General features: G+C 61.7%; 12 protein-coding genes and 1 pseudogene. 7 read left to right on the top strand and 6 right to left on the bottom strand.

Features of this window, described 5'->3' with window-relative positions; all coding sequences use genetic code 11:
- The first annotated feature begins 31 nt into the window (after positions 1 to 31).
- Together FQV39_RS14890 and FQV39_RS14885 are read left to right on the top strand one after the other, a co-directional pair.
- Positions 32 to 736 carry an IS6 family transposase gene (locus FQV39_RS14890; protein WP_149131009.1) on the top strand — a complete coding sequence of 235 codons (705 nt, stop codon included), beginning with the start codon at positions 32 to 34 and terminating at the stop codon, positions 734 to 736.
- A gap of 236 nt (positions 737 to 972) precedes the next feature.
- Entirely contained in the window at positions 973 to 1,950 is a 978-nt protein-coding gene (locus tag FQV39_RS14885) for a methyltransferase (protein WP_210251102.1), read from the top strand.
- Between the two features lie 1,482 nt (positions 1,951 to 3,432).
- Here the strand turns inward: FQV39_RS14885 and FQV39_RS33175 are convergent.
- The 5 genes from FQV39_RS33175 to FQV39_RS14865 all read right to left on the bottom strand — a co-directional run bounded on the left by FQV39_RS33175 (position 3,433) and on the right by FQV39_RS14865 (position 8,607).
- Positions 3,433 to 3,774 carry a metallophosphoesterase family protein gene (locus tag FQV39_RS33175; RefSeq protein WP_187639933.1) on the bottom strand — a complete coding sequence of 114 codons (342 nt, stop codon included), beginning with the start codon at positions 3,772 to 3,774 and terminating at the stop codon, positions 3,433 to 3,435.
- Positions 3,775 to 3,792: 18 nt separating this feature from the next.
- Positions 3,793 to 4,431, bottom strand: coding sequence for a hypothetical protein (locus tag FQV39_RS33170; RefSeq protein ID WP_187639932.1), 639 nt, complete (start codon positions 4,429 to 4,431; stop codon positions 3,793 to 3,795).
- Positions 4,432 to 5,264: 833 nt separating this feature from the next.
- A complete protein-coding gene (locus FQV39_RS14875) occupies positions 5,265 to 6,290 on the bottom strand; it encodes an IS110 family RNA-guided transposase (RefSeq protein ID WP_149131007.1) in 1,026 nt (341 codons plus the stop codon).
- Between the two features lie 260 nt (positions 6,291 to 6,550).
- Complete coding sequence (locus tag FQV39_RS14870) at positions 6,551 to 7,159, bottom strand: hypothetical protein (protein ID WP_187639931.1); 609 nt, start codon at positions 7,157 to 7,159, stop codon at positions 6,551 to 6,553.
- Positions 7,160 to 7,206: 47 nt separating this feature from the next.
- Positions 7,207 to 8,607, bottom strand: coding sequence for a selenium-binding protein SBP56-related protein (locus FQV39_RS14865; protein WP_149131005.1), 1,401 nt, complete (start codon positions 8,605 to 8,607; stop codon positions 7,207 to 7,209).
- A gap of 311 nt (positions 8,608 to 8,918) precedes the next feature.
- Here FQV39_RS14865 and FQV39_RS14860 point away from each other — a divergent pair, with 311 nt between their 5' ends.
- From FQV39_RS14860 to FQV39_RS34395, 3 genes and pseudogenes are all read left to right on the top strand, one after another.
- Positions 8,919 to 9,536, top strand: a complete 618-nt coding sequence (locus tag FQV39_RS14860; RefSeq protein WP_149131004.1) for a hypothetical protein — start codon at positions 8,919 to 8,921, stop codon at positions 9,534 to 9,536.
- Between the two features lie 103 nt (positions 9,537 to 9,639).
- Positions 9,640 to 10,389, top strand: coding sequence for an SDR family NAD(P)-dependent oxidoreductase (locus FQV39_RS14855; RefSeq protein WP_149131003.1), 750 nt, complete (start codon positions 9,640 to 9,642; stop codon positions 10,387 to 10,389).
- 71 nt (positions 10,390 to 10,460) lie between these two features.
- A pseudogene (locus FQV39_RS34395) lies at positions 10,461 to 10,715 on the top strand (transposase); the annotation flags it as partial.
- A 240-nt stretch (positions 10,716 to 10,955) separates the two neighbouring features.
- Here FQV39_RS34395 and FQV39_RS14845 read toward each other — a convergent pair.
- Positions 10,956 to 12,080, bottom strand: a complete 1,125-nt coding sequence (locus FQV39_RS14845; RefSeq protein WP_149131002.1) for a mandelate racemase/muconate lactonizing enzyme family protein — start codon at positions 12,078 to 12,080, stop codon at positions 10,956 to 10,958.
- Between the two features lie 69 nt (positions 12,081 to 12,149).
- Here FQV39_RS14845 and FQV39_RS14840 point away from each other — a divergent pair, with 69 nt between their 5' ends.
- Positions 12,150 to 12,815, top strand: a complete 666-nt coding sequence (locus tag FQV39_RS14840) for a GntR family transcriptional regulator (protein WP_149131001.1) — start codon at positions 12,150 to 12,152, stop codon at positions 12,813 to 12,815.
- Entirely contained in the window at positions 12,812 to 13,741 is a 930-nt protein-coding gene (locus tag FQV39_RS14835; RefSeq protein ID WP_149131000.1) for an alpha/beta hydrolase, read from the top strand. Before FQV39_RS14840 ends, FQV39_RS14835 begins: the two co-directional genes overlap by 4 nt.
- Positions 13,742 to 13,753: the final 12 nt, after the last annotated feature.

Genomic DNA, 13,753 nt, shown 5'->3' with positions numbered 1-13,753 from the left:
GCGGGCGGTGCGCCCGTGTAGAAGGCGCGGCATGAGCCGTCCGCCTGTCAGCTATAAGCGCCATCGTTTCCCGCCTGCGATCATCGCCCATGCGGTTTGGCTCTATTTCCGGTTCCCCTTGAGCCTGCGCCTGGTCGAGGAGATGCTCCTGGAGCGTGGCATCGCCGTCTCCTATGAAACGGTGCGGCGCTGGGCCGTGAAATTCGGGCGCGCCTATGCCCGCGGGCTCAAGCGCAGGCGGCCGGACCAGCGCAGCATCTGGCATCTCGACGAGGTTGTCGTCACTATCGCCGGCAAGAAGCACTGGCTCTGGCGGGCGGTTGACCAGGATGGCTACGTCCTTGACGATATCCTCCAGACCCGTCGCGATACCAGGGCGGCGAAGCGTCTGCTGAAACGGCTTCTCAAGAAGCAGCGCTGCCCGCCCCAGCGCATGATCACAGACAAGCTCGGCTCCTATGCTGCCGCCCGTCGCGAGATCATGTCGACGACCGAACATCGTGCTCACAAAGGGCTCAACAATCGCGCGGAAAACTCACACCTGCCATTGCGAAAACGGGAACGGGTGATGCAGGGCTTTCGATCTCCAGGCGGCCTGCAGCGTTTCGTCTCGATCTTCTCCGCGGCCCGTAACCTCTTCGTCCCGTCCCGCTCAAGCCGTTCAGCTCTGGCAACCCACCTCCACCGTCTCAGCGCCATGGTCCGCTGGAACGCCGTAGCCGGCGTCGCCGCCTGAGCTAACGTCCGGCGGTGATTTTGCCCTTTCGCGCGTCGGTCGCCGTTAACGTGACATCGCCTTTCAACCCCATCTGGGTCGTGCCAGCCTTGGCCGGCCGTGCTATCTAGGATTGCAGTTCCAGTCCATCGTCGGCCACGCCGGAGAATACCATGGACGACACGCCCCATGCCGCTTCGGCCCTTGCTCCTCCCCCGGCACTGCAAGAGCCTCCCCCACATGCCGCCCTGATCCAGATGGCGACGGCCGCCTGGATCTCGCGCCTGGTCTACACGGCGGCGAGGCTGGATCTGGTTGATCACTTGGCCGCCGCCCCTCGCAGTGCCAAGGATCTGGCCGGTCAGCTCGGGCTCCATGCGCCCTCGCTCCATCGCTTCATGCGCTGCCTTGCCAGCCTGGGCCTGCTCGCCGAGCAGACCGGGCAGCGCTTCGCCATGACGGCGCTGGGAGAGGCGCTGAAAACGGGCGCGCCCGGCTCGGCGCGGGCCACCATCCTCACCACCGGCAGCCCCTGGTTCGCGGGGGCCCTCGACGACATCGTTTATTCGCTGCAGACCGGCAGGACAGCGTTCGAGAAGCTGCACGGCATGCCGATCTTCGACTATCTGGGCCGGCATCCGGACGAGGCCTCGCTGTTCAGCGAGACGATGATCGGCTTCCACGGCCAGGAGCCGCCTGCTGTCGCGGCGGCTTATGACTTTTCGGCCTTCGGAACCGTTGTCGACGTCGGAGGCGCCACCGGCAACCTGCTCGCGGCGATCCTGGCGCGGCACGAGGGGCCGCGCGGCATCCTGTTTGACCGTCCCCACGTGGTGGCGGACGCGCCGACCCTGCTGGCGGCACAGCACGTGCAGGCGCGCGTGGCGATCGAGGCCGGCGACTTCTTCGAGACGGTTCCCGCCGGCGGCGATGCGTATGTGCTGTCCCATGTCATCCACGACTGGAGCGAGGAGCAGTGCCTCACCATCCTCGGCCATGTCCACAAGGCCATGCAGCCCGATGGGCGCGTTCTGCTGGTGGAGATGGTGCTGCCCGCCGGCGACACGCCCCATCCCGGCAAGGTGCTCGACATGGTGATGCTGGTGCTGCCCGGCGGCCAGGAGCGGACGGAGGAGGAATACCGTGAGCTCCTTGCCAAGGCCGGCTTCCGCCTGACGCGGGTGATCCCCACCAACTCCGACGTGAGCATCGTCGAAGCGGTGCAGGGGGCGTAATCAGGGAGGCGCTTGGATGAGCGAGCGCCCTTGATGGTCATGGCTTCGTCCAGGAGCCGGCACATGCGGTGTGCGAGGGCGGGGGGCGGCCCTTGTCACCTCGGCGCGGCAGCGAGGCACGGAAAACCTCAGGCGCTGCCGTCCAATCCGCCTGCACCATCATGGTGGACATCGCCGACCTTCCAAATCAGTCGGCACCCGATAAATCGGACAACGCCGCCAGAGGAATTCTCGACGCTATCCATGCGGCAATCCGCTCAGAGTGTGAACAAGCATCGAAGCAGGGCCCCACCTCAGATCATCGCAATGGTTTGATTTTGCATGACGATTCTGTTTTGCCGGGGTCCCGATCGGCACCGATCGAGACCCCAGTCATCTACCAATTTGACGAATTAAATCAGTAAAATGGCACGCATATCGCCCTGGGCCTTGCTTTGTTGCTGTTTCACACTCTACGTACCGAAACACGTTTATTTGGGGTTTGGCCACACTGTTCAGTGCCGTAAACTTCGCGCTCAGTATCGTTGAGCCGTGAGTAAGCGTTCCACCTATCTTGGACGTTCGCCCGAAACGAAAAGAGACCCCTTCAGTGGGGAACCTTCGACTAACGCTTAGTGGCATACCATAAAAGGCCAAGGCCGACGGCGATTGTAATCAGCAGCGACAATTTTGTTCTGTTAGAGAGATTATACAAATTTCGATCGAGATACGTCGATACAATGATGAGCAGAACGAGGACCGCGATGAATAATCCTGTCATCTTCTCGTCCCGCTCTCGATGTTCTGTTACCGATCCAGCAAATTACCATGCTGCTACGTCCTTGGTTAGAGTCGCGTTTCGACCCCTATCAGCGTAGACACCATAGAATGCGCACGTCTCTGGATACAGGATGCCAGACTTGATCATCTGGTTTTTCACTGCTGGCGACATCGGCAAGAGCTGCTCTCAGCCCGCCTCGGCTTGATAGAACAGGGTTGGAACGTCGAATTTGTCTCTATCAGTGGTCCGCCCCCGAAGTTAGCGCTTAAGAAAAACCACCAAACCACTAGACAGCCGACGCTGTGATAGACATCAGCAACCTGTTGCTGAGCGACGCTTCATTCGCCGCACGCCACATCCAGCTTTCCCACTGGATAGTTTTGTGAGCGATCCAGATCATAAGGCCAGCGGCGATGATGAGAGCTGCGATGATTAGGGCCGTCATTCGTCCACCGCGCGTTCGATCCCAGCCACCATCGCCGGCGTCTATTGAAGAAGCACGCATTCATCAAACCTGGACATCTCGGGAAAATGTCGCCTTTCGACCCCGCAGCGGTCCCTCGACCCATCATACCCTTATCAGAGGTCGATGAACCAATCGCCCAATATCCGCCCGACCAGAAAAATCAGGACGATGCCGACGAGACTATACCGAGTGCGCGTCACAAAGAACGGAATGGCCATTGCTGCGGCCAGCATGAGGCAGGTAACCAGCCCCGACTTCAGATAAGCGTCCTGGACCGATAGTTCGGCGGTCCGAGGCCGGACCGCGCGAAAACCGGGTAGTGGAAAACGACGAAGGCCTTGCGGATGCCCGCCGCCTTGGCTTCGCCCAGCCATTGCTGGAGCTGCTGCATCTGCTCAGCGTATCGGGGCCGGTCGGCGTCCCAGAGCGATGGCGAACGGTAGTCGTATTTTCCGCTCCACAGAAAAATGAACCGAACGCCGTTGAAGTCGAACTTGTAGATGAGGCGGTCCGGCGTGACGCCGAGGTTCTTGAGATAAGGCACGGCGGAGAGCACGCCGTCGATCCTGGGGTCGCCCCAGACTTCATGGTTGCCCACCCCGATGAACCATCGGCCTTACAGCCCGGCCGCACGCATCTCGTCGTCGGGAGCGGGCAACTGTTTCAGCATGGTATCGTTGACGCGCTTCCAGTAGGGACTTTCGGTGATGGTGAGGCCCTGATTGCCCCACCACACGACGTCGCCGCTGTTGACGACGAACTTGGCTCGCCCAGCCTTGACGTCTTTCACGATCTCCCGTGCCACCCAGTCGCCGCCCGCAAGCCTGAAGATAGTCCGGTGCACGCCTGGCAGCAGCTTCACGTCCTCGACAGAGGCTTCGGTGACCCACCCCTTTTCGACCGTCAGAGTCATGACTTCGCTGCGGCTCTCGAACGGCATGATGATCCGAATGAGCTCGCCGGTGACCGGGTCAAAGATGGTCTTCACATCCTTTCGGACCACTGCTTCGGCGACCTTTTCGGGCATGACCAGCCCGAACATCTCGACGAACAGCTTTGTCACGTCCGGTTGGCCCTGCTTGTAGGGAAGGTACATCATCGGGCGGGTGTCGCCGCAGACGGCGAACGAAAAGCCGGACCCGGCCGACTGGGCCGCCGCCGTCGCCACACCAAACATCGGCATGGCAGCCATGGCGGCTGTGACCCCGATCTGTTGCGCGAACACCCTGCGCGTAAATCCGATCGAAGCCGGCATTCTGTTTGGTTCGCAACGAGACACCATCTGACCCTCCAATACTTGCGCGCCCCTCCCCAGAACGACGCCTAAGCGACTTCTCGTCGAATGCGGCGAGAACCGATTTCGTCGTACAAAATTATTTTAGTTGGCTGACGTAAGCAGTATTGGTCTGCGACCCCGCCGAAAGGCTTCAGCAGTTCGAGCGGCGAGAATTGAACGGATGCTTCAGGCCATCTTGGAGCGATCCCAGGCCAATCGCTCGAGGCCAGTATAGTGGCAGGAAACCTAATTGCAAAACGGAATTGACGGATGCGGGGAGGCGGCTTGCTGAGTCGCATTGACTGGGCCCGACGAGCCTGCCACGCCAGAGATCCTCGTCGACTTTCACCTGCTCCCGCTCCGTCAGTGGGAGCAGGAAACTATCAAACTCGCGGCATCAGATCTGGTGGTTTTTGCTACCTAATGCCGTTTTGGTCGATCTCTTCAAGCTTCTCCCTCGCGCCTATTGGGCGCACGATAGCGGATCGTGAGACTTCCGCTACGGGGTGGATTGCTGACGTTCAGAGAGCGCTGCTCGGGCGTCTCCCTCGCGCCATGTGTGGACGGCTCTCCGTTGGCAAGGGCTTTCGAGCGTTCTGCAGGGCTGGTCGGTGCGGCCATGTGTTCGACCTGTTGGTGCGGCGCGCATGGCCGCTGGCCATAATGCCTTCCGCGAGGACGGGTCCCGACCAAAACCGCGCGCTTGAAGGCGCTGTGGCGCGTGTGGGTTTTCCCGTTCTTCGGTTCGACCGGCTGGCTGCGTTACGTTCGTTTCGCCCTTCCCAAGCTCGTCGGTGCGGTTCGCCTGATCTCTATGCGGCCCGCGAGACCGGCTCGCGATAGGCCTCACCGGTGGTCATGATCGCCCAGACCATCCGGGCCGTTTTGTTGGCCAAGGCGACGGTCGCGATCTTTGTCGTTCGCCGGGCCAACAGTTGGACCAGCCATGGCCGCCGCGTTCCGTTCCGCTGCGCGTAGCGCACGACAGCCAGAGCCCCGACAACCAGCAACTGGCGCAGGTAACGGTCGCCCTGTTTGGTGATGCCGCCCAGGCGCTCCTTCCCGCCGCTTGAGTTCTGCCGAGGCACGAGGCCGATCCATGCCGCCCAGTTTCGGCCTGACCGAAACGCTTTGGGATCCGGTATGGTGGCTACGAGAGCGCTCGCCAGGAGAGGACCGACGCCCGGCACACCCATCAGCCTGCGGCCGATCTCGGTCGCGCGGGCGTTAGTTCTGATCCGGCGATCCGTTTCCAAGATCTGATCGTTGATCAGCGCGAGTTGAGCAGCCAGCCTTCCAAGACACATCTGCGCCTCGGCGGGCACACGCTCGTCTTTGTCGGCGATGAGCCTGATGAGAGCCCCCAGACCTTCCCTCCCGATCGGCGCCGCCAGCCCAAACTCCGCCATGTGGCCTCGGATCGCGTTCGACAGCTGGACGCGCTGGCGCATGAGCATGAGCCGAACACGATGCAGCACCAGGATGCCCTGCTGATCGACGCTCTTCACCTCGACGAAGCGCATGGTCGGGCGGGTCACGGCTTCGCAGATCGCTTCCGCATCGGCCGCATCATTCTTCTGCCGCTTGACATACGGCTTCACATAGCTCGGCGGCATCAGCCGGACCTGGTGGCCGAGCTTGATCAGCTCGCGCGCCCAATGATGCGCCGTGGCACACGCCTCGATCCCGATCAGGCAAGCCGGCAGCTTGGCGAAGAACGGAAGGAGTTGCGCTCGCCGAACCTGCCGCCGGACCACGACTGTGCCGCTCCGGTCGACACCGTGAACCTGAAAGACCGACTTCGCAATGTCCAACCCGATCGTGACTGCCTGATCCATGCTCTCCTCCATCTCTGCGAGAGCTTATGCTCCCGCGGGGCTGGAGAGCCGTCCACAGCATCACTTCCGGACATTGGAGCGTCACCCGGAAGCAGATGTTGGGCGCCTGCTCAGGCGATGTCGGTTGGCCACCCAGATCCGGCATGTCTGCGCGTCGTCGTCAAGCCCAAAGATAGCCCACCGTGGAAGTTGGCAAGGGCCGATTTCGTGCCGGTAATCTCCTCCGAACGCCTGCCGCGTCAGGGCTTGCCCACGGCACCTCATATAAGTGAAAGAGCGCCGATCGCGACGAGGCTCATCGCCCAAATTGCATCGAGGTTGAACCAGCTTCGCGATATGAATTTCAGACCGAGATATCGGTAGACCAACCATGCCGAAATGCCGGCCGCGACGAACAGCACGAGCGTATGGACCAAGCATACCAACAGGGCGACGTCGAAACTGGAATTGATCAGGACACCGACTGCGCGGTGTCCGCTGTCCATATCGGAAGAGCGACAAAGACCAAGGTAGATCGGCACGAGCATGAGGCCAGCGCCGTGAGCGACGGCAACCGCGAAAGACCAAAGCATGAGTTGCGATGGCGGGATGCGTGCCAAGGCACGTGGGTGCCTTGGCCGGATGAGGAGAAAGCCGCCAAAGCCCATCAAGAGCAGACTAGCTGCGATCTGAATCTGACGCTGCCAATCCAGCAGGGTGGCCAGCAACGCAAACGGCAGGATCGCGGCAAGCATCGAAAGGAGATGGCCGAGCACCAAGGAAGCGAGTGCCGCCCACAGTGCGCGCGAGCTTCGCTCCATGAGGCCTGCAGACACGGCAAGTGGCCACCCCATTCCCGGATTAACACCGTGATAGGCACCACTCATCATCACCGCCGCCCATAAACCGGCTCGCCCCCAGTCAAACTCGCTCAACGTCAGGCCGACGGATAGCAGAACGAGTCAGTCGAGCAGTCGCCCCCCTCAAGCCGGATCTGGTGTGCCCGATAGCCGTCAGGGAAGCTCACCCAGTAGTCCTGGGCGAGTTCGAGGCCACCACCCAGGGTAGCAATAGCCATCACCTCCGCTGCTGGCACCCCATCAGGATAGAACTGGTTGTCCCAGGTCGAGTAAAGCGAATTGGTCCAATAGACCCGCTTGCCATCTCGGCTGATCTCGACCATCTGCGGCCCACCGGCATAGGCCTTGCCGTTTGGATGCGGCGTGCGCCGAGCAATGCCGCCGATATGCACAGAGCCCGTCAACTTCGGCATTTTCGGCTCCGACACGTCGTACTGACGCATCTCACCCGTGCCCCAGCAGGAGACGTAAAGAAACCGGTCGTCCATCGATAGATCGATATCGGTGACCAATGGCGGCACGGCCCCGAAGCCCTGCAGAAGCGGGGGCAAATCGTCCTTCTCCGCAGGCTCAGCCGGAATGGTCGCCGACTTCTCGATGTGGAACTTGCCGCCCTCGCGCCACCACGTCCAAATGGAACCCTCGAGGTTGGTGGTATCCACGACGACTCCGAGGAAGCCGTATTCGCGACTTGGATCGTGGGCCGGGCGAACCTCCAGTGCCATTTGGTGGTTCGCGCCAAGGTCGATCGTCTGCACGTTGCAACGCTGCCGCAAATCCCAGAAATGGATGCGATGGCCATATTTGTTGGCGAGAAGCTCTTCGGGAACGATGCCGTTCTCGAACTGCGGGGGGACCGCCCACTCGCTCGACACCATGTAGTCACGCGGCAGATTCCACCAGAAGTCGTAGTGCTTGTCTTGCAGACCGCGATCGATCTCCCAGCGGCCCAGAATGTCGAAGGTTTGGCAGTCCATGATAAAGACACCAGGAGGGCCGTCGATGCCCTGCTTACCACCGCCGCCAAGTGTGCTGACATAGATGCCCTCCGGTCCGCAATGGATCGTGTGGGGGCGCGAATATCCTGTCTTTTTGAACATCTCCTCGGGCTCGATGATCTTGTGAATCCTGGCCTTCGTCGGATCTGGTTTCGTGTCGATCACGTAGATGCGTGAGGAGCGAATTCCCGGAATGATCAGATAGCGCCGCTCAAGGAATGCGTGACCGGTCAACGGCGAAAGCGATGACGAGCAGGCGTTCCAACCGAAGTGATGAAACTCATCGCCCCTGTTCGGCATGGTCACGGTATGAACGACCTGCGCGTAGGTTGGCGAGCCGCGTTTGACGTCAACGACGGCAAGGGCGTCAGGTTTCGAGAAGTCGGGACTAATCAACAGGGTGTAGGCAAAATTCTCGGCCGGCGCTTCCATCGCGAGCTTCGGCGATGCATGAAATGTCGGATCAGGCCGAATATTCATCGAGCTGCCTCCCATGCAGGGGTGGGGAGCGCCGAGCTATCCGATTTCGCGGCATCCCGCACTGGTCGGCGCCCGATCAAACACTACGCTTGGGTCGCGACATCAGACAATGGCGAATATTTGTGCCCACTGAAGGTCAGGTCGCTTCATGGGTCGGCGGGTACCTGTGAATTTCTGCTTTGCCGTCGGCACCCATTGCGCTCGCACGACAGCGACCCGTCGGCGGCGCGCCATTTTGAGACATTGGGAAGCTGCCCGAGAGCGGACGTTGCGCAGCGTATGGCAAGACACCCGCCGGCACGCGCTCCAGCATGGCGCGGACGACCTGGCCGGTCCAGCCGGTGACGGCGATGCGCAGGCCCATCAGTCGAAATACCGCAGCATCTCGGCCAGGCGCGGATGCTTGCGGTCCTTGTCGGCAAGGGAAAACTATCTTCCGGTCAATTCAAGGCTATGGGCCATCAACGAACGAGGGTGAGGTCAGCCTATCGCGAACCATGGTCCCGCTGGCTGAGTCGATCGATATCATTTACAAGCCGAATAATCTTCGCGTTTCCTTGAATGCAGTTCAAACTCTAGACTCTCGCATGAATCTTGCCAGACTGATCCCTATACCGATCCGAAGCCAAAATTCGGAAATTTGTTCGTTAACACAATCGGAAGTTACTCGATTTTTTATTTCAAAAATAGGCGGCGGGTCTCAGATCCATACGGGAGGATTCATATACAGAAAATATAATCAGTGCCCTTTGATAAAAAGAGATCTTCTATACAGAGATCAATTCACGATAAACGAAATAGAAGAAGCTCTGATCGAAACTGGTCACGAAGATCATTTCGACGAAATCATGACGGATTTTCGCAAGAAAGGAAAAGCAAGTCAGTTGCCGATCATTAAAAGGCTGCAGGCGGCTAGCGGAATAATTTAGGTTCTTCCTAGGCCTCTCACGCTCTCCTGCTGGTGGGGCTTGTGGCCAAACCCTTCATCGCAACTATAAGGGCGCCAACACGCAGTCAGAAAGGCAATGCCGCATGGCCAAGGAATTCACCGGCAAGCGAGTGATCGTGATGGGTGGCAGCCGTGGCATCGGGCGCTCCATCGCGCTCAGGTTTGCGGCGGGCGGCGCCTCCGTTTCAATCTGCGCTCGAAGCGCCGGGCCGCTTGAAGCGACGCGCCGGGAGATCGAGACGCACGGCGTCACGGCTCACGCGGCTAGCGTCGACCTCGCCAATGCGGACGCGATCGAGGCCTACGTGCCCGAGGCGGTAGGGGCTCTCGGAGGGCTGGACGTCCTCGTCAACAACGCCTCTGGTTTCGGCCATTCCGATGACGAGGAAGGGTGGGCGGCCTCGCTCAATGTCGACATGATGGCGGTCGTCCGCGGCAGCCACGCGGCGATCCCCCATATGAAGCCCGGATCGTCGATCGTGAACGTCTCGTCGATCTCGGCCCTGCGGGCCTCGTCGCGCTCGGCACCCTACGGCGCCATCAAGGCGGCTGTGATGCACTATACGGCGAGCCAAGCGAAGATGCTGTCGCGGAAGGGCATCCGGGTGAACTGCGTCGCACCCGGCTCGATCGAGTTCCCGGGCGGCTCGTGGGAGGATCGGAAGACGTCAAACCCCGAACTCTATCAGGCAACGCTGGCGAACATCCCCTTCGGCCGGATGGGCAAGCCCGAGGAGGTCGCCGAGGTCGTGCTCTTCCTCGCTTCTGACAAGGCCAGCTGGGTCACCGCTCAGACCATCGTCGTCGACGGCGGGCAACTCGTCGGGCCCTGATCCCGGCCCGTTGAGGAGTAGCCGCAGCTATGGCCCTGGCTTGTCAAGACCGCGCCAATAGCATGCGTAATCGGGCCGCGGTGGATGATCCAGTCCGCTTCAAGAGCTCGCGCACGGTCGGGGCTCACTTCGGGCTGACACCTCGACGCTTCCAGTCCGGCGAGACGGACAACCCAGGCCGGATCTCGCATGCTGGTGACGCCGACGTTCGGGCAACGCTCTACGCGGCCGCAAACGCCATGCTGATGCGCTCGATCACCCGGTCGAGCCTCAAGGCCTGGGGTGTCCGGCTGATGAAGACGAAGGGCCGCCGGCGAAAACGCGTCCAACAGCGAGGCTCTCCAGACCCAATCCGATGCATGCGTGCAGCGGCTTCGTTCGAAAGAAGCCACCAGACTGCGAAGAGAAGCGTGACCCGCGTGAACGAGACCCCGGCACAGAGGTGCAATCCGAGCTTGACCCAACTGCCCGATTAGAGAAGCTGACGTTGGCTCTCCCCCAATAAGCGGACTTTCGTAGCAACAGCCCGGAACAGGTCAGCAGCGGCGGTCCGTTCATGGACCTGCTCAAGTATGACTCGCTGGCGAGGTTTCGTCCCGCTCCCGAATAAAATCCATGTTGAGTTTGAGTCCAAGGCCCGGCAGGTCCGGCACATGCATGTAGCCTTCGATCGGCAGCGGCGCATCGTCGAAGACCTGCGCGGTGATGTCCTCGAACATCAACAGTCGCTCGAGGAAGAGCGCGTTCGGCACGGCCGCAACCAGATGCAGATGGAGGTTCTCCATCGCATGCGGCGCGAATTTGACGTTCCAGGCCTGGGTCAGAGCGGCGCATTTCAGCATCTCGGTATAGCCGCCGGCCCGCGCCCCATCGACCTGCACGATGTCAGCAGCGTCGTGCATGAGAAGGTCCCTGACCCCGAACTTGGTGTATTCGTGCTCGCCCGTCGCGAGTGGGATGTCGGTGCCGCGCTTGAAGCGGGCAAGCCCGGGAATGTCGTCGGCAAAGACAGGCTCCTCGAACAGGAAGATGTCGTATTCGCGAATGCGATTGGCGAGCTGCACCGCCGTTGCCGCGTCGAAGGAGTTGTTCGCGTCGACCATGAGGTTGATGTCCGGGCCGACCGCCTCACGCACCTTGCGAACGCGCTCCACGTCGCGGCGCGGATTGCGGCCGCCGTCGAAGCCGACCTTGAACTTCACGGTCGAGAAGCCGCGAGCGACCATCCCCTTGATCTCGTCGACGAGCTCGTCGTCGGAATAGGAGGTCCAGCCGCCGCTGGCATAGACGGGCACCTTGGTCCGGTCCCCTCCGAGCAGCTTGTAGACGGGAAGGCCGACGATCTTACCCTTGAGATCCCACAGCGCGATGTCGACAGCGCTGAGGGCGCAATACATCAGGCCCTTGCGGCCGACGCCGCGCAAATAATGAAAGAATTCCTGCCAGATCGCCTCAGTTTCGAGCGGATCGCGGCCGATCAGCTTGGGCGCCATATTGCGGTTGATCAGCTCGCAGGTCGCCTCGCCGCCGACCTCGTGATAGGTGATGCCGACGCCTTCGAGCCCCTGATCCGTCGTGATGCGGACGATCACGAAGCCGATCGTCTCGACCTTGCGCGTCGCGTCCGCGAAGCCGCCGAGGACGGGGGCGGAGACGAGGTGAACGTCGATCTTCCGGATCCTGTGACGCATCAGCTTCCTTGCGGCAACCTGCATTGACATCATTATCAATAATGATATCGATATTCATATCGACAGACCTTGTCCAGCGAGGCGCTCGCCTTGATCCCGAAGCTCAGCCGCCCCTCCGATCTGGTCTATGGCATCGTCAAGCGGCGGATCATCCTGAACGAGCTGACGCCAGAGACGGTCCTCACCGAACTCGGCCTCGCCCATGAGATCGGCTGTAGCCAGGGGCCGATCCGCGAGGCCTTGCTGCGCTTGCAGGAAGACGGGCTCGTCGTCCGCTCGGGACGGCGGACGATCGTGACGCGGCTGACGGCCGAGGAAGCCGACGAAATGCTGGCCCTGCGCCGCCGGATCGAGACGCGCGGCGCGCTGAAGGCAGCGCTGCATGCCGATGGTCGGGCTCTCGATGACCTGCGCGACATCCTGGCGACGATGAAGGAAGCCGCGGCGCTTGGCGACGAGTACCGCGTTATCGAAGCCGACAAGGATTTTCACCTCGCCCTGTTCCGTCTCTCCGGCCTCGATGCCCTCGGGCAGATCCTGGCGCGCTGCATCATGCACTCGAACCGCTACAAACTCTGGGCGCCGGAACATCGTCGTCCTCTGATCGAGACGGCGCGACGCCACGACATTCTCTACGAGCGTCTTGCAGCGGGCGATGGAAGCGGGCTCGCCGCAGCGCTCGGCTCCCATATCGATACGATCGTCCTTCAAGGCGGCGACGAGGTTGCTGCGTGAGCGCCTTCGTCCACCCGCAGATGGCTCGGATCCTCGCCGGTCTCGCGGCAACGCCGGGCGTCGATTTCAAGACCCTGCCGATCGCCGTGGCCCGCTCCTCCGCCGACGCCGCCTCCATCGCCTGGAACGAGGGCGCGCCCGATATGTCGGCGCGCGATATCGCGGTGACGGCTGACGGAGTTCCACTGCGGGGACGGCTCTATCACCCAAAGCCCGGGACCGCTCTGCCGGTCATCATCTATGTTCACGGCGGCGGCTGGACCTTCGGCTCGGTCGACACCCATGACGGCACGATGCGCAGCCTCGCGGCGGCGGCCGGCTGCTGCGTCTTCGGGTTCGATTATCGCCTCGCGCCCGAGTATCCCTATCCGGTTCCCCTGGAAGACACGCTCGGAGCCATCGCGTTTGCCCTGCGAGGCGAGCTTGGCCCCGATGTCGACACGCGGCGCTGGGCGCTTGCCGGAGACTCCGCGGGCGCGACGCTCGCGCTCGCGGCCATGATCCAGCGCCGCGACGCCGGGCTTGCCCTCCCTGCCACGGCGGCTTTGTTCTACGGCTGCTACGCCCCCGATTTCGAAACCGGCAGTCATGCGAGGTTCGGCGAAGGTTACCTCCTGACCACGGCGAATATGCGCTGGTACTGGCGCAATTATCTCGGCGCAGCCTTCGACGCGCCTCCGCCGCTCGCCGCACCGCTGCATGCCGACCTTGCCGGGTTGCCGCCGCTTTATCTCACAGCAGGCGGGCTCGATCCCCTCGCCGACGATACCATCCGCCTCGCCGACCGTCTCGCGGCAGCGGGCACCGCCTTCCGCCACGACCATGTGCCTGGCGTCGTTCACGGCTGCCTGCGGATGAGCCGCGAGCTTGCCCCGGCGCACGCCATGATCGGCGCTGCGGCGGCCTACATCACCGAAAGACTATAAAAAACGTCAGGG

The organism is Bosea sp. F3-2 (assembly GCF_008253865.1).
Lineage (GTDB): Bacteria > Pseudomonadota > Alphaproteobacteria > Rhizobiales > Beijerinckiaceae > Allobosea.
This window is presented reverse-complemented; position numbering and strand designations above follow the sequence as displayed.

Bases quoted from the DNA above. Each gene is read 5' to 3' on its own strand.
- FQV39_RS14890 (WP_149131009.1), top strand. From the start codon at position 32: ATGAGCCGTCCGCCTGTCAGCTATAAGCGCCATCGTTTCCCGCCTGCG.
- FQV39_RS14885 (WP_210251102.1), top strand. From the start codon at position 973: ATGGCGACGGCCGCCTGGATCTCGCGCCTGGTCTACACGGCGGCGAGG.
- FQV39_RS33170 (WP_187639932.1), bottom strand. From the start codon at position 4,431: ATGCCGGCTTCGATCGGATTTACGCGCAGGGTGTTCGCGCAACAGATC.
- FQV39_RS14875 (WP_149131007.1), bottom strand. From the start codon at position 6,290: ATGGATCAGGCAGTCACGATCGGGTTGGACATTGCGAAGTCGGTCTTT.
- FQV39_RS14870 (WP_187639931.1), bottom strand. From the start codon at position 7,159: ATGATGAGTGGTGCCTATCACGGTGTTAATCCGGGAATGGGGTGGCCA.
- FQV39_RS14865 (WP_149131005.1), bottom strand. From the start codon at position 8,607: ATGAATATTCGGCCTGATCCGACATTTCATGCATCGCCGAAGCTCGCG.
- FQV39_RS14860 (WP_149131004.1), top strand. From the start codon at position 8,919: ATGGCGCGGACGACCTGGCCGGTCCAGCCGGTGACGGCGATGCGCAGG.
- FQV39_RS14855 (WP_149131003.1), top strand. From the start codon at position 9,640: ATGGCCAAGGAATTCACCGGCAAGCGAGTGATCGTGATGGGTGGCAGC.
- FQV39_RS14845 (WP_149131002.1), bottom strand. From the start codon at position 12,080: ATGCGTCACAGGATCCGGAAGATCGACGTTCACCTCGTCTCCGCCCCC.